Annotated in this window: 8 protein-coding genes; all 8 read left to right on the forward strand. The window is 38.1% G+C overall.

Translation table 11 applies throughout. The annotated features are described in order from the left end of the window. Positions 1-16: 16 nt before the first annotated feature. Entirely contained in the window at positions 17-2,839 is a 2,823-nt protein-coding gene (locus ACT29H_RS12930) for a T9SS type A sorting domain-containing protein (RefSeq protein ID WP_444822057.1), read from the forward strand. Between the two features lie 914 nt (positions 2,840-3,753). Beyond that, positions 3,754-4,770 carry a nucleoside hydrolase-like domain-containing protein gene (locus ACT29H_RS12935; RefSeq protein ID WP_444822058.1) on the forward strand — a complete coding sequence of 339 codons (1,017 nt, stop codon included), beginning with the start codon at positions 3,754-3,756 and terminating at the stop codon, positions 4,768-4,770. Between the two features lie 24 nt (positions 4,771-4,794). Continuing rightward, the gene (locus ACT29H_RS12940) at positions 4,795-5,532 is read left to right on the forward strand and encodes a T9SS type A sorting domain-containing protein (protein ID WP_444822059.1); all 738 of its coding nucleotides are present in this window, start codon (positions 4,795-4,797) and stop codon (positions 5,530-5,532) included. Between the two features lie 73 nt (positions 5,533-5,605). After that, entirely contained in the window at positions 5,606-8,161 is a 2,556-nt protein-coding gene (locus ACT29H_RS12945; protein ID WP_444822060.1) for a family 43 glycosylhydrolase, read from the forward strand. 11 nt (positions 8,162-8,172) lie between these two features. Next, positions 8,173-9,687, forward strand: coding sequence for a family 43 glycosylhydrolase (locus ACT29H_RS12950; RefSeq protein WP_444822061.1), 1,515 nt, complete (start codon positions 8,173-8,175; stop codon positions 9,685-9,687). Positions 9,688-9,768: 81 nt separating this feature from the next. Then, on the forward strand, positions 9,769-11,367 hold the full coding sequence (locus ACT29H_RS12955) for an arylsulfatase (RefSeq protein ID WP_444822062.1): 1,599 nt from the start codon (positions 9,769-9,771) through the stop codon (positions 11,365-11,367). 52 nt (positions 11,368-11,419) lie between these two features. Beyond that, complete coding sequence (locus ACT29H_RS12960; protein WP_444822063.1) at positions 11,420-13,291, forward strand: T9SS type A sorting domain-containing protein; 1,872 nt, start codon at positions 11,420-11,422, stop codon at positions 13,289-13,291. A gap of 280 nt (positions 13,292-13,571) precedes the next feature. Then, positions 13,572-17,849, forward strand: coding sequence for a hybrid sensor histidine kinase/response regulator transcription factor (locus tag ACT29H_RS12965; RefSeq protein ID WP_444822064.1), 4,278 nt, complete (start codon positions 13,572-13,574; stop codon positions 17,847-17,849). The last annotated feature ends 58 nt before the right edge of the window (positions 17,850-17,907 follow it).

Genomic DNA, 17,907 nt, shown 5'->3' on the forward strand with positions numbered 1-17,907 from the left:
TGTAATTTTTTAAGCTATGAAGAAAAGTCTAACAATTATCTTTTTTATTTATTGTAATGTCTTTACCGTTTTTTCCCAGAATCTAGATGCTCCTGATGGTTTTTATTTTTATCGGGGAGATAGCAATTCAGAATCGATTGTTTTGTTTTGGACAGATAATAGTACCGGAGAAGACTCTTTTATTATTGAGGGCAGAGAGGATGGAGAAGAGTGGGAGGTAATAAAAAATGTTAGTGCCAATTTAACTTCTTGTGAAATTGATAATCTTTCATTGCTTGAATCTATTGATTTAAGAATAAAAGCTGTCAACTCTGAAACGCAGTCTGATTATTCAAATGTAATAAGAATTGTTGGAAGTGATTCAGAATTGGAAGTTTACCCTGAAATACCGGGAATAAGAAATCCCAAAGATACAACCATTAATGGGATTACCTTTGGAATGATCCAGGATCAATGTCCTTCAGAACCTGAAAAAGGGAAAGCTACAAGGATTTCATCATTTTTTGAGGTAGAGGTACGACCTGTTTCCGAAGGGGAATGGAAATATTCCCCTACCTATGAAGTCCGTCCTCAAATAAGGGACCAAAAATCACAGAATGATCCGGCCCATACCGGAGGTCATGATGTTTATGCCTATGGGAATTATGGTCCGAATTCAAATGTTCCCTCCAGAACATTGCATAGCAGACACTGGAATAATTTTGATGCCCAAACGGATGTAGTGGTTCGTGTTAGGTTACTTGAGGGGGCTTTGAGTCAAACCATTACGTTTGATCAACTTGAAATACATCCTGCTCCTTTGACAAAAACACTTGTTGATAATAGTACCATTGATGTAACATTACCCGGAGCCGGGAATGATGAAATGGATTTTTCCCGTCATTATATGATTACATTTAATCGAAAAGACTGGGAGGATCCTAACCGTGGGGCACTTATTTATGAACATCCCTTAATGGTATTCATTAATCCGGTGAAGCCAGCGCCTGCTTCGGCACCTGAAAATACCTATAAAGAATTTGACCAGGGGCGCTTAATTGTTGTCGGACCCGGGATTCATCTACCAGATAATCATCTTCGTTTCTTTGGGGATGGAGAAAACAATACTGCTGAAGAAGTATACATCCCAGGAGATGCCTATTTTCACGGAGGTTTTTGTTTAAATCGCACGCAAAAGCCCATACATGTTTGGGGGAGAGGTGTTTATAGTGATGAGCTTTTCCTTGTGCATCAGGAAGATGATAACTGGAGCAGACGAACTCCCTGGGCTGCAATCAGGCCTGCAGAAGGTAACGCCTGGGGTATAGGAGGTTCGTGGGAAGCAAGTATTTTTTTTAAAGGAAATAAATCTCAGGAACAGATAGTCGAAGGTCTTTCTTCCATTAGCCGTAGGATGGGCACCTCGACCAAATATGGTGGAAGTGGGAGCTTGATTGATCATAAAGACGTTGGTTATGCCGGCGGTTTATATCAAGAAGGGGATACCAGAACTTCCTATATTGGGATTTTTGCTGTTAATGATGATGATATTACTTATACTCATGAAGATTATGAAATGCATTATTGTACAACCCGGATATACCATAATGGTCCAAGTTTCCAATTTGGCTGGGGAGTGAATAATGAAAACAATGCAGGAGCCAGAGTGTTCGACCAGACGGTTTTACCTGCCGATAAAAGAAATTCTGGTTATTGGCATAATCATGGCGTTTTTAATAGTCGGTTGCAGGCAGGGGACTTGAAACAGCATTCTGGTGGCTATTGGGAAGATGTAAAAATTACAGGGACTGAGAATGTTGTATTTAATATAGGGATTTCGAGTGATCAAAATGTAGAAAATGCCAATCAGATAAGTGTTTTTCAAGATAAAACATTTAAAGATTTTGTTATAGAGCATCATTCCCGTAGCGATAATTTGCTACAAACAGAAGTTGTCCCGGCAACCAATCAAAAGGCATACATGCGTTTTATTCATTTTGACAATCTTGTTATTGAAGGAAACCATGTGGAAAATATTGATGATGGTGATTTTTTTGATTACAACGAGAAAGTTCCAGAGTCCGCAGTATCAAGTAATGGCATGAATGGAACTTTGCTTCAAACAATAACTTTCTTTTCGCTGCCGGAGCCGATTTCGGAGCCGGATGTCGGATATGTTCCGTATGATCGTAGTGTACGGATAATTGCGAAAAAGACAGATCAGGTAGTCCAGTCTGATGAATCATTACCTTATAGCCTGGCGCCCCTTTGTGCTAATTCTGATAATTTGGAGAATACCTTCCTGGTCGAAAATGCAGGAGATGGTTACATAGCGCTTAAAGCTCAAAACGGGCATTATGTGAAAGCTGATCCTACCAGATATGGATACATTTATACATTACCTGACGATTTGAGAGGAGATTCTGATGAACCCGCCATTACGGATTGGGCTAAATTCAAATGGGTTGATCTGGGCGAAGGGGAATTTGCTCTATATTCAAAGGTTATGAGGAGGTATTTGCGTGTTGAAGAAAATTGTGGCCCTGAGATGCCGCTGTATGCCGCAAGTGACATAATATCTGAAAATGAAACCTTTCGTACTACTCCTTCCAATGTTTCAATACAGGAAAGCGGGTTGAGCATGGTAGAAGTTTATCCCAATCCGGTGTCATCGATACTAAATATTGACAATGTAGGTGTGGGGACGGAAATTCTTATCTATGATTTAAATGGTCGTCTTATTAAAAGAAAAATTGCAGCTGCAGATGATGACCAGATCGGTGTTTCTGATTTACCTCATGGGAAATATATTTTAAAGTTTGGGGGAACGGATCATTCTAATGTATTTCTTGTATTGTGATAGATCTTAGGTGTTGATTTATTGTGTGGAAAAAAGGGCGAGTTATCCTGAGGTATCAAAGAATTTAGAAATTGGTTCTGTTCGAACGTAAATAAGCTTTCCAGAGTCTTACGATATTTTCTTTCCATCATTCTTCTTTTGCAAAATATAGGTTCTATGAATGAGCCCGGTCTAAAAAGCATCTTTCTTGCCAAACTCATCGTTGTTTTAAATTTTTGCATCCTCATTAACAATTAGTTAACTCCGAGGCAAAAATTTAAAACGCCTTGATTTTGACAAAAATATACCTTTTTATACCACACTCATGCATTAATAGTTCGCACCTGGAGTCCGCTGGTTTTGAAGATTATTATACGAAGTTTATTAGCAGTCCACATCTATAGTCTTCGTTGGGTTTGCGCAATCGTTTTAATTACAGTGGCATTTCAGCGCTAAGGTAATGTATGATTAAACAAATGAGAGGAATGCTAATGCCTTATTTTTGAAAATGCGATACAGCACAGAACAGAGTGTTGAGGTGCAAAATGAATGAAGTTTTACAGAAATCCTGTCCAAATTTAACAGCAGATAAATCCGATCTTCATTCAGCCTTTTGAATGTTTCAAATGAGGTTTTTATTTGGATGGTTTGTTTCATCGTGGTGGATAATTTCTTAATTGACATAAGAGAAAGTTCTATTAGAGGACAGTTTAAATGGGGAAAACCGGGGGGGGTGTATGATACGATTAAAGACTTGCACATAAGAACAAATTAGAAGCTGTTTTTAGATGTTACTTTCGGTAAACAATTGTTTAACGATTGTGCGTTTCCTGCAACCCGATCCTAAGATAGACATAAAGAAAGCATGATATGGAATGTCTTAAAAATCCGGTCATGTGAATTCTAATTTTACTTAAAACCTAAATACTGTTGTCATGAAATATTGGATTGGATTTTTATTACTGCTTTTGGTGTTTTCAAATAGTGCTGAAGCTCAAAAAGAAAAAGTTTGGATAATTTCAGATATTTCTGATCCGACTCTTGAGGGATTCAACCACATGGGTACAATCAATGATCCCGATGATGTTTCGGCCATGGCCGGCTATTTTCTTCTAAGCAATATGTTTGAAACAAAAGGGATCGTTGTTGCCAGTACTCACCGTGATGCCCATAAGGATACCCCCAACCAGAAAGACTGGTTTAATGCTGTAATGGTAAGTGCTTACAAGAAAGATCTTCCTCAACTTAATCAAAATATCGGAGGTTTTCCGGAGACTTTTAACGTTATGCAATCTTGCATAAAAGAGCGTGGAGAACGTTTTGATCCCGATAAAGATTATAGCTCATTGGATGAATATAATACAGTGGAAGAATTGCTGGCGGAAGTTAAGGCCGGGGGAGATGTCCTAAACGTATTATGTTGGGGTTCATTGACTGAACCAGCCATTTTGGTAAAACACTGCATTGATAGTGGTCAGGAAGAACTCTTGTATAATGTGCGATTCATAGCTCACTGGACAAACTCGCCTCTCCATCAGGGCACTGCGGAACATCCTGAAGATGTTGCCAATTGCCGTGAGGATGCAGCGGCTTGTGCTTATTTGAAACGGATGGCATTAAACGGATTTATCGAGTATTATGAATGTGGAGCCATCGGACAGCATGGGATCGTGAGTGGAAGTCCCAAAGGAGAACAATATTATAATCCATTCAAAGAAAGTCATCTCGGCAAGCTTTTCGTTGAAGGCAAATTTGTTCATGGTTCGGTTGATCATTCTGATGCTGCTACCTATTGGGTTTTATTGGGACAATGGGGAGTCACTCTGAATCATCTTTTGTCTAACGGTAAAAATTATCCTGAAATAGAAAAAAGAAATAAAAAGTTGTTCGAAGATTGGTCTGAACGAATACACAATGAACTTCTCAGACGATCTGAAGCTGCAGTTTATTAATATGTTTAATTTAAATCTTTAGTTATGAGAATTTTTACAGTTTTATTTGGAATGTGTTTAATGGGATTGTCCTATTCTGCGTCAGGCCAGGATTTTGAGATCGAAGCAGAAAATGCTACCACCTTAAACGGTAACATTAAAGTGAGTAATGCCGGAACTGAACTTGACGGAATAAAAGCAGTAGATGCTGATGGAAACTATGACGGTACTATTACCTGGGCTGAATATGAGAATGTGGATATTCCTGCACTTGGAAATTATACAGTTTCTGCACTTACCTCAGGTTTCCAGGCTGGTACCAGAATTACTGTTTCTGTGGATGGGGCAGATGTGGCCACGCTTGAACTCCTTAATACCGGAGGTTGGGGAACCTATGAGTGGTCATCCAATGAATTGGCAGGTTTACCTGCCGGGTCACATACTATTCGACTAACTTTTTGGCATATCGGTGAGATTACCGGCTATCTATGTAATGTGGATAAAGTAAATTTCCGATCAGGAGATTACACATCTGTAAATGATGTTGTGAAAAAGAACATAAGCGTTTATCCCAGTCCTGCCAGCGATGTTGTCTTTGTTGACCTGGATGGTAAGGAAGATGCAATGATTTCCGCATTTTCCCTGAGCGGGCTGGAAGTGATTTCCGGCCAGCAAATTTCAGGGAAAGGTGAAATTAACGTTTCTTCATTAAAAAGTGGTATTTATCTTTTGAAGATTGAAATGAAGGATGGAATCATAAACCGGAAGCTGATTGTAGAATAAATAATTTTTTTGTAATGCTTGCTTTAAGGGATATTCCTGAAGCAAGCATTTTTGTTTGCCATTGCCGGATTTAATGAAAAAATACTCAGTTTTTATTGTTTTAGTTTTTGCCATCGTAAAGGCGTGGTCAGGGCCGGTTTTTGAGAAGAAAGTTGAGTATCCTTTTCAAAACCCTGTCATCCAGAATTGCTTTACAGCATCCCCTTCAGTGCATGTTTTTCCAGATGGCAGATTATGGATGTTAGCATCTATTGATGAAGCTCAGACGGATGCTCAAAAACCGCAAATAGGTAGTTTCAGGATGTATTCGTCTTCAGATGTTAAAAATTGGACAGATCATGGAGAAGTTTTCAATATCGTTGATTTGAATACTATCGGAGATTCGTTGAGCCTGATTAAAACATTAGGTAGCGGTGATGTAGTATTTCGTGATGGCATGTATTATTTGTTCTTTTCGTATATTCTTCAGGAAGGAGATGTGGAAAAGGAGTGTATCGGTGTTGCATATAGTAAAAGGCCTGATAAGCGATTTAAACTCTTACAGAGAAGTATTGAAAATGTTTTTGGAGGACACCCTTCTGTATTTGTGGATAGTGACGGAAAGTTTTATTTGTTATGGGGTAACAAAATGTGCGCATTATTAGATCGGTCAATGACCAATCTGGCCTCAGCCCCATTTCGGTTTTATTTGGAAGGAGATGATTATCTGGGAATGCCGTGGCTTTTTAAGTATGACGGATGTTATTATTTGAGTTATCAGACCAAATATTTGCATAACCTAAATGCCGAATCCATAGAAGATCCTTTTAGAAAGAAATCCAATATATATTATCAGATAAGTGATAACATTCAGGGCCCATACAGACAGGGAGGGGTTCTGAATTTCGAATTAGGAGCAAATATAAAGACCGGGCCTCAACTTCCGGGAAAATCATTTGTTCCCTGGAGATTAAATCATTCCAATGAGGGATGTGTGGTGAATTATCATGAAAAAAAATATTTGTTTTACCATAATTCAGCTCTTTCTTCGTGGATTGATTTTGGTTTTAAAGATGCAGGCGGTGATTTTAGGCGCTCTGTTTGTATTGATGAAATAATTAAAGATCAATATGATGTTTTTTTACCTGTCCGGCAAACCTTAGGAGGTGTGCAATCTACCGGAATAAATCAACCGTACAGGATAGATCTTGATTCTGATTCTGTCATCCACTCCAATTCTGTTTTAATGGAAAACGGGACTATCCAACTATCTCAAAAGGAAGGTTGGATTAAGTTCAAAGGAGTTGCGATGGGATCAGGTTACTATTATTTTGGATTGAGGAATTTGTCTGAAGCTTTAGGAAGCGTAGAAGTATTCCTTGATGATTGTTATGGGCAACTGATTGGGACACTTTTACTTTCAGAAAAAGGAAATGAGTCTGAGAAAATCAATAGTCCGGAGTACGCCTTACTGATAGGTGCTAAAGGGAAAAAAGATCTTTGTCTGAAGTTTACATTAGAGAATCCGAAGGAGGAAGTTTTTTTTGACTCGGCAAGCCTAATTGCCGGTAAGCCTTTGCCGCTTAGTCCCTCGATTAGGATTTCTGAACCATCGACAGGGACAAGTCTGCTGTTCAATGAGACTGTTGACGTAATCATTAATGAAAAAAGTGGTGCAGGAATGCAGGTTTATGATAGTTTAAAACTTTATGTAAATGGAAGAGAGATTGCGTTTCCTCATGAGAATTGTTCAGAAGTTTCTAATTTTTCCGTTTCCGGATTTTCAGATTTGAAGAACACTATTGCAGGCAGAAATCAAAATCATCCAAAAGAAATTGCTTTTTCTGAATTATTCAGTGGAGCTTTTAATAATATAAACAATTCTTTTTTTTCAGAAGCAGGGAAATATAAAATCAAAGTCATTGGTTATAGCAATGGAATTTCAAATGAGGATCAGATTGTAATTTGGCGAGCCTCCGGCGAAGAGAAAGTTTTTTTTAATGCAGAAAGATATTCTAAAATAGATGAAGTATTTCTTCAGAAGTGCCTGGATGATACTAATCAGGAAAAGCGCCAAACCAAGTCCTTAATAATAAATGGACATGGACAATCTACTTATCTGATCAATATCCCGGAATCAGGGACTTATTATTTATCTGCGCGTACTGCGACCGAAAAGGCTGATTGCAGTATTGTTGTAAAAACAGAGCATGGGGAGGTTGGAGAAATTAACGTTCCTCTTACCGGTGGAGATATGGACTATTCCTTTACCTCAGCAATAGCTTTAGAATTAAAAAAAGGCTTTCAAAATATACATTTCGAGTTTATTAACTCTCGTGGAGTGCCAGCCGCTTTTCGTTTTAATGGTTTTCAGCTTAAGGTAAAGAAACAGTTTTTAGCAGAGCCAGCAGATTGTGTGCCCTTTGTTAAGATTTATCCCAATCCGGCTTCAACAAGGTTGTTTTTTGAGACTGGTTTTACGGATGACTTTACCATCTCTTTTTATTCCTATTCATCACGTTTAATTTATTCACTGAGTGTGGAAAATCCCACCGGGAATATTGATTTGAGTAATATGCCTAAAGGTCAATATGTTGTAAGATTTCAAAGTGAAGATTATTCTGTGTCAAAAAAATTAATAATAAAATAAAAGTGTTATTTATGAAAAAGTTTATTTCAGCTATCTTCTTACTATCTTTCCTTTATGTGGGGTTTTCACAGGGAAAGAAAAATCAGAACACGGAGCCCTACCCTTATGGAAATCCTGTAATTACCCACATGTACACTGCTGATGCTTCGCCTCATGTGATGCCTGACGGAAGAGTTTGGATGGTTACTTCGGTTGATCATGAGCATGGGGGCGGTTATTCCACAATGCATAAATACCATACATTTTCATCTGCCGATATGGTTAACTGGGTGGATCATGGGGAAATTCTAAATGTATGGGATGTTTTAGGATCCGCAACAGAGCCTGAAGGTGAAGACTGGGCATTATGGGCTCCTGATATGGTTTACCATGAGGGTAAATATTATTTGTACTTTCCTGTAAGAAAGTTGTTTACTGAGCACGGGTATGATGAGCAGAAGAGAAAAACGGAATCTTATATTGCAGTAGCTGTCAGTGATTCACCTGATAAACGATTCACTGTAATAAATGAAAAAATTGAAGGAACACGGGGTATTGATCCATCGGTTTTTATTGATGATGATGGAGAAAAGTATCTTTATTTTGGTAATCACTGGGGAGCAAAGCTGAAGGACAATATGAAAGAACTGGACGGGAAGCCCATTCATATGGACGTTGATGATGAAGATTTTATGGAGGCCATTTGGATGCATAAGCGTGACAATAAATATTATGTATCCTATCATGCTCATTATGGAAAGCCTATTGATCCGGAAAACCCTGATGATCCAGAAAGAATGAAATCCACACTGGATTATGGTGTCAGTGATAATCCGTTAGGGCCCTTCAAATACGGGGGGGTTATGAATTATGAATTGGGCGTGAATGTGAACGAAGGGCCCAAATACCCGGGAAAAGAATTTGTTCCCTGGCGCGTCTTTCAGTCCAACCATGGAGGAATAGTTGAGTTTCATGGCAATGAATATTTATTTTACCATACTTCGGCTCTTTCCTCCTGGCGTCAGGATTCATTTCAGGGCCCGGGAACATGGACACAGAGATCTGTCTGCATAGACTTGCTGGAGTATGATGACAAGGGGAATGTGGTTCCTGTACAACAAACGCTTTCGGGGGTTGAGCCTGTAAAAATTGTACAACCTTATGCGATTGAGCTCTTGAATGGTCAGGTAAATACTTCCGATGGGGTTTCCATTCAAAATAAAATAATAAATGTTTCTGAAAACGGGATTTGTGAATTTAAAAATGTGCCTTTAGGTACCGGATATTATTATTTTGGATTAAATGTTTTGAACACTATTTCTGAGGGGAAAGTTGAAATTCGCCTTGATAGTCCTGATGGAAAACTTGCTGGTACTATTTTATTGGATGAGTTCAGTAATCAGGTAAACCGTGGACGTGCGGAAACCTTCATAAGAGGAGCAAAAGGGAATAGGGATATCTTTCTTGTGTTTGAGATGGGCGTAGAAGGAGAGGTTCAAGTGTCCTTCCCTGAGTTTTTTGGTGGAGCTCCACTCCAAAGTTATTAATTCATTTTATGTGTTTTAAAATAACAGGGAGGTCATTGAACCTCCTTGCATTAGTGAGAACCAACAAAACAAGCCTTTCTGATGAGCAATCAATTATCGAATATAAAAGTTTTCAACAAGCGCAGGGCATTCTGTTTTATAACTTTTTGTCTTGCTACGATATGTGTTTCATTTACACCAGTTGTCGGTCAGGAGAAGCCCAATATTATATTTATTCTGGCAGATGATTTGAGCTACAGGGATTTGAGTGTATTTGGGCAAGAGCGCTATCAGACACCCAATATAGATAAGTTAGCCACAGAAGGGATTCGTTTTACACAGGCTTATTCTGCAGCACCGGCATGTGCCCCGTCACGGTGCAGTCTTTTAACCGGATTGCACACAGGACATTCTTCTGTAAGAATGAATTCCAGCGCCAGAGGTCAGGATAATTTGAAAGATTCAGATATAACCATTGCCGAAGTTTTAAAAACCGCAGGATACAATACCGCATTTACAGGTAAATGGGGTATTGGTCTTCCCGGAACCGAAGGAGTTCCCTACAAGCAAGGGTTTGATTACAGTTATGGATATTATGATCAAACCAGGGCCCATACATACATACCTGATTATTTAAGAGAAAACGAAAAGAAGATTTTCTTTCCGGAGAATAAGGGATTTGATATGATGAGGCGTTATGATTATGAGGATAACAAGCCACAAAACACCTATGATGCAAATGGCAGATTATGCATTGATGAGCTGAAAGATCCTTATGGCTATGTTTACTCAGAAAATAAAATAAAAGAAGCAGCTTTCAATTTTCTTAGAAAGAATAGTCCTGATCAGAGTGGTAATCCGTTTTTTCTTTATTATGCAACTCAGTTACCTCATGGGCCGGTGATTGTGGATGATTTGGCCGAGATGAATCAACCGGATAGTGTTTTGCAATTATCCCGGGAATGGGGTGCAATGGTATTGAAGTTAGATCGTTTCGTGGGAGAACTAGTTGAAGAGTTAAAAGAACTTGGTGTATATGAAAATACAGTGATCTTTTTTGCCTCAGACAATGGTTATTCCATGTGTGGTTATACTGACAGGGGGAATGGTCCTGACTGGCCTGATGATCCCTGGTTGAGAAATAAAGGCCCTTTTTCCGGCGGAAAATTTTCCACTCTTGAAGGAGGATGCAGAATTCCTTTTTTTGTTTCGTGGCCGCAGAATATTGCCTCCCGTGTTGAAAATGAACCTGTTTGGTTGCCAGACTTTTTCCCTACTGCGATAGAGCTGGCAGGGCTTTCGGGTGATTCATTAAGATCCGATGGGCACACCCTTCTTCCCTTGCTAAAAAACAATTCATCCGGGTTTGAGAAACATCCCTACCTCTATTTCTCCAGAGGAAGGGAACAGGCATTGAGAATGGGGCCCTGGAAAGCTTATCGGAAAACTCCGGAGCATGAAACCAGATTATATCTAATTGAGGAAGATACTTATACAGAGCGAGATCTTTCAGGGTTATATCCTGAGATTGTAAAAAAGGCAGAAGCTATCATGACAGTTGAACATGAACCTCATGCTTGGTATTGGAATCCGGAAGAAACCAGAGATCAATATAATGAGAAGAAAGAGAAAGCTCGTAAATCAAATAATGTTTTGCCAGCTTTTCGCCCAAACGGGATTGCGAAATTACCTTGGGAATAATGTACAAGGCCTGTTTATTTAGAAATCATCTTTAACCTTTCAAAATAATGATATGAAGAATTTAATTTTTGTTTTAATCTGTTGTGTTTTTCCATTATCTGTTTTTTCTCAAAACCTTGTCACTTATGACTGGCCTACCGGAGAGGGGGAGGCTTTTTTGTCTGATAAATATGTTGTGACTCTTGAGCAAAACGGAGAGGTTTTTAATTCTGAGGTGATTATGTCACATTCCAAAGATGATGAAATACCCGATTTTGCCAGTGAATTCAGGGGAGGAAGAACCTTTAACTGGTCTATGTTTTCGGCGAATTATGATGCACCCGTAACTGTGACCATCGATAAAATTTTTGGAGAAGGAGCAGAGAAAATTGAAATAGTACCTTCTCCTTATGATATAACATTTGATTCAAATGAAGAAAAAACCTCCGTTACATTTACCCTGAATAGCCCCCGATATGTTAGTGTGAATTTTATCTCTGAGGACAATAAACAAACCAGTGATGGAGTCGTTAAGCACATGCTAATGTTGTTTGCTGAAGGGCTTGAAACCAGAATCCCCAATAAAAACAGTCCCAATGTACATGTGTATTCAGAAAGCTCAACCGGAGCAGACTTATCAGCAGCCCCGATTATTTATTTTCCGGCCGGATTTCATGATTTGTCGCGAACATTTGGGGATGTCAGTAATATGGGAAGTATTATTACTGATGATAAGCAAATTTATTTTGAGGGAGGAGCTTATGTCCATGGACGCATTGCGAAATCGGAAGGTAATAATGTGATGATTTATGGACGGGGAGTGCTGTCCGGACGTGACTTCAAATGGTCAAAAAGACTGGATTTTAATGGTGGAGAACTTGGTGTTGATTCATATCCTGCTAATGAAGCACACATTGATGTAAGTGGAAATAATAATTCAATAGAAGGAATTATTGTATGCGATGGTGCCGGACATGGTGTTAATATGGGATACCAATCAACCTATCGTAATGTTAAGTATTGGGGGTGGCATCCCAATAATGATGGTTTCCGGCCCTGGGGAGATAATAATGTAATTGATCAGTGTTTTATTCGCGCCTGTGATGATGCATTATATAATAAAGGCTTGACTGTTACCAATACCATTTTTTGGCAAGGTTTTAATGGTTCTGTGCTTTGTTTGGGATGGGATGGTAATTACGATACAGAAAACAGTGTTTTAGAGAATAATTATATCATTTACCCCGAGTGGAGAGGTTTGGGAAATAATAATGGCATTATTATGTCACAAATAGATTATGATATGATAGGGGAAAACGTAGTGGTGAAAAATCTGTTTGTAGATGGCAATATACCAGCATTGGTAAATTTGCACAATATTTCGAGGAAGATTGATGTTAATGATTACACACTCCCAACAGATTACAGAAATTCAGTAGGGCGTATTTCTAATATAAAGTTGGAGAATGTTTATGTTTATGGTGAACAGGTTAGTTTTAACGGGAATAGTTTTCTTCAGACCTCTTATTCTTCAAAAAGCCTGATTCTGGGGTCAGAGCTGGACAATGGAGATGTTTATCTGATTAGTGATGTAGGTTTCAAAAATGTTGTGATTAACGGAAATTGTATTTCCGGGGATAATAAGGAAGAATATTTCAATATTGATGAAGCAACAACCAGTAGCATTATATTTTCAGGGTGTGATACGGATACTAAAATAAATGAAATAAATAATAGTAACAGACATGTTTTATTTCCAATGCCCGTGCAAAATACTTTGTTTATTCGGAATGCCAAACCCGGCTCCCTTATAGAAGTATTTGATGTTTCAGGAAAGCTGGTGATAAGCGAAAGTGGCAGTCAGATAAATTTAGGTTTTCTGGAACCGGGAGTTTATTTTGTTAAAGTTGAGGGTTTAAGTGTTTACAAGGTGCTAAAGGAATGAACCTTTTCGCTTAATTATATATAAAAATTGGCTGTCTGAATTTTATTTGGACAGCCAATTTTTTGGTAAAGATATAGGTTTTGAGTCATTTATGTTTGTTTTAAAAATTATTTAAAGGACAAGGGTAGATTCAATGTTTGTTTTTTGTGGATTTAAGTAAAATTGAATAGTTTTAACACTTGAATAAAGAGCAGATTTTTATTCGGATTTAATGATTCTTTTGACAGGGATTGTTGTGAATGTTTTGATGTTTTTCTTGTGAGGTAGGAATATGATGAAAATGACTTCAGTTAAAACCCATAGCTTTTTTCTTTTTGTTTTTTTTGTTTTTGGATTTATTCAAAATATCCATGGGCAAAATTATCAGCGGTTCAGGCACATTACAATAAATGATGGTTTGGCCCATACCGATGCTCTGTGTTTTGAACAAGATGACAAAGGATTTATTTGGATTGGGACAAATTCCGGTTTGCAGCGTTATGACGGTTATGATCTGGAACTTTTTTTTAATCGGCAAGCTCCTAATGACCAGGTGTACAATAACCGGATAACTGCTCTGGCTGAGATGAATGATTATTTGTGGATAGGGACAGAAGGAGGTATCCACTGTTTAAACTTAAAAAAACAAAAATTTGTTTCACTTCAAATCAATGATTCAACAGGATTGTCCAGCACAAAGCCGGTCTCAGAAATTATCATTCTTGACCAATCTATCTGGTTTATTGCGGGAAGAAATTTGTTGAAAGCGGATTTCGATGCGGGAACAAATATTTTGGAGGTAAAGAACCCTCTAAATCTAAGTGGGATTTTAAATTCAGGATTCCCACCCATTGAAGTTGTTTCTTTTACCAATGATGATAGTGGAAATTTATGGATCGGAACAACCCAGGGAGTGCTTTATTATGATCTTGCATCCAGAAACAGTATGTTAATTCAGCGGCTGAATTCTCCGAAACTGGAGGGAAATCTGGGAGCAATTGTTGATATTGAATATAAAGAGGATCTATTGTGGGTGCTTGCCCAGAATAAGATATTTTCATTGACCTTAGATGAAGCGATTAGAGGAGAAACTCCTATACATACTGTTTTAGATATTAATCAATTAAGAAGCAGATTGTCCTCATCGGAAATGTTGGAAATTTCGGCCTTTTATGTGGATACACAGAAAAATTTGTGGGCTTCTACTCCCCGTGGGCTTGTTTTTGTACGGGATCCTTTGTCCGAAAACCCCATGGTCGAAGTATTGAAGAAATCGCCCTATTTTGAATATACTTTGGAATCAGATCATATATCTTCAATTTTTGAGGATCAAAAAAAGTGCTTATGGGTTGGAACCTGGGGTGGAGGGGTTAATATACTTGACCTGGAACAAAAAAAGTTTAATCTGGTGAAGTATAAAGGTTATAAAAACGGGAGTTTTTTTCCTGGAAATAATTTTGTCAGAGCTGTTGTGGAGGATGAGAATAAAATGATCTGGATTGGAACAAAGAATAATGGTATTTTAATTTTTGATCCCAGTCAAGAGAAAGTATTTAATCAATACAACGGCATTGAAATCAATGAAAGGATATGTAACCGCAGCATCCGGTCTCTGGCATCCATTCCCGGAGCCATTCTTATTGGAACTCTTCATGGACTGAGTGTTTTTGATCTATCAACGGGAGCAGTAAAATCCATAACCTATAATCCTGATGATTCAGAGACTATTCCGCCATTTGCCATATATAGCTTAGCTATTGATTCACATAAAAATATTTGGGCCGGAAGTTGGGGGGGTGGATTATTTAAAATCAGACTTTTCGATGATTTTACTTTGGAATCAATAGAAGTATACAATGAAGCGCATCCGGACTTTAAAACCAGTTCTAATACCATCCCATTCGTTTTTGTGGACAGTTCGAAAAATGAGATTCTTGCCTCTTCCAGTCATGGACTGAATAGAATATGGCTTGATCAGCAAGGTGATGTTAAAAGAATAGGTTACTATAGGAGTAATGAAAGCTCAACATCGTTATCAAGTGAGTACGTCTGGCCAATTGTAAAAGAAAATGATTCCACCTATTGGCTGGGTACTTTAGGAGGAGGCCTTAACAGGGTGATTCTCCGGAATGAATTTGATGATTTCGGACATGGACAATATACTGCTTCGGCTTTTGGAAGCTCCCAAGGCCTGCCAGGGAATGATGTGGAAAGTCTAATTAGAGATAATGATGGCTTTCTGTGGATTGGAGGAAGTGGACTATCTAGATTTAACCCAAAAGATTCTTCTTTCTGGCACTTTGATGCTAGAGATGGACTCCAAAGTGATGGTTTTAAAATCGGGGCTGCTCAAAAGGGGTCAGACGGAACCCTCTATTTTGGGGGGATTAAGGGATTGAATTATTTTATCCCTCAATTGATTGAGAAAAATGATATTCAAGCAGATGTAATTATTTCCAGATTAGAGGTTAAGGGAGATTTGGTGATGCCGGATAGAAAAAATAATGGACAAGTTATTTTGGATGAAGACATCTCATTTAAGGACAAAATAAAGTTAAATTATCAGCAAAATGATTTTCGTTTGCATCTGTCATCAGGCCATTATGCTAATCCACAAAAGTGTAAATTTCGCTACAGTCTGAAAGGATTTGATGAGGGTTGGAACATTGTTTCCGGAGAATATCCCGTAATTAATTATACTAATCTGAGGTATGGAGAATACGATTTAAAAATTCAGGCTTCCAATAATGATGGGGTTTGGAGTGAAGACCTTGCAAGTCTTGGTATAACAATAACGCCACCATGGTGGATGAGTACCGGAGCTTATATTGGATATGTTGTAATTTATCTCTTCGTTATGTGGGTTATTTATTACTATCTATCCCGATTGGTGAAAATGAAAAATAACATTAAGCTAATAGAAGCGAAGGAGCAAAAGAATGAGGAAATCAATAAAATGAAGATTCAGTTTTTTACTAATATTTCTCATGAATTTAAAACCCCTCTTTCTCTTATTCTCACTCCTGTTGAACGTATGCTTTCTCAAGAATTGGGGCGTTCTGAACAAAGAAGGCTGCTTTCGATTGTTGCCAATAATTCTCAGAGATTATTAAATTTAATCACTGAATTAATTGATTTTAGGAAAGCAGAAGGAGGCGACTTAAGATTGAGAGCTAAAAAGCAGGAGTTTATTGGATTTCTCAAAAATATAACTGATTCATTTTCTGAAAACTCCAAAGTGAAAAATATCGCTTTTGATGTAGATAGCAGGAAGGAAGAGGAACTTTGGTTTGACGGGGAGAAAATGATTAAAATCATCACGAACCTTTTATCCAATGCTTTTAAGTTTACTCCGGAGGGAGGAAATATTAACGTGACTGTATTCAGAGGAAGGATTGATGCATTAAAGCCGACTTTTGAGAATTATTTTTTTGAAAAAAGTCCCTATCCCTCCTCTCAATATTTATTTCTCAAAGTGTCCGACAACGGAATCGGTATTTCTGAAGGATCCATAAAAAAGATTTTTCAGCGTTACTATCAGGTGTCTGATTCCGGGAATAACCATTTAGGTTCCGGTATTGGGTTGGCTTTGGTAAAAAGTCTTGTTTTTCTTCATAAGGGATTGGTATTTGTTAGTAGTGAACGGGAAAAAGGAACCGAGTTTGTTGTTGGGTTTCCCGTTGGAAGTGAACATCTTGCAGAAAGTGAGGTTATAGACGATTCTATTTCTGCTGATTATCCTCAATCTGTTTCAGGAATTTCTGCAGTTTCAAATGACCTTGAGGAGGATTACATCCATGAAGAGGGTAATGACGAGAAGCCGTTTTTGCTGATTGTTGAAGATAATGTTGATTTAAGGGGTATGTTAAGGGATTCATTTAAAGATGAATACCAAGTGAAAGAGGCTGGAAATGGTGAAGAGGCTCTAAATATTATAAAAGAGGATTTGCCAGACTTGATTATTTCCGATCTAATGATGCCGGTGATGGATGGAATGACCTTGCTAAAGAATATTCGGGCGGACATTAATATGAGTCATTTACCAGTTATTGTTCTCACTGCAAAATCCTCTGTGGAGGATCAGATTGAAGGCGTTGAAGGTGGAGCGGATCTATATGTGCCTAAGCCATTTAGTTTGAATCTCCTGGTGGCTCAAGTGAGAAAAATGATAAAGACCAGGACGGATCTTAAAGAGAAATACAGCAGCGATGTTTTTGCCGATTGCAGGGAAATTGCCAGGAATTCCAAAGACCGTGATTTTCTTGATCGTTTTATTCAAATTATCGATGAGAATATGGATAATAATGAATTTTCGGTTGATGATTTGACGGTAAAGCTGGGAATTGGCCGGACTAATTTGTATAAGAAAGTAAAGTCACTTACTGGTCAGTCAATGGGGGACTTTATCAGAGATATTAGAATGAAAAAGGCGGCAAAAATTCTTTCGTCGGAAGATGTCTCCATTTCCGAAGTTATTTACAGGATTGGATTAAACAGTAATTCCTATTTTACCAAAGCGTTTAAACAAAAATTCGGGATGACTCCCAGTGAGTTTATTCAAAATGAGCGGAAACAGTAAGAATTTTTACGATTATTTATTAGGGGTGTAAGTTGTTTTATCCTGATTAATTGACTTC

The organism is Thermophagus sp. OGC60D27 (genome assembly GCF_052400625.1).
GTDB lineage: Bacteria > Bacteroidota > Bacteroidia > Bacteroidales > Marinilabiliaceae > Thermophagus.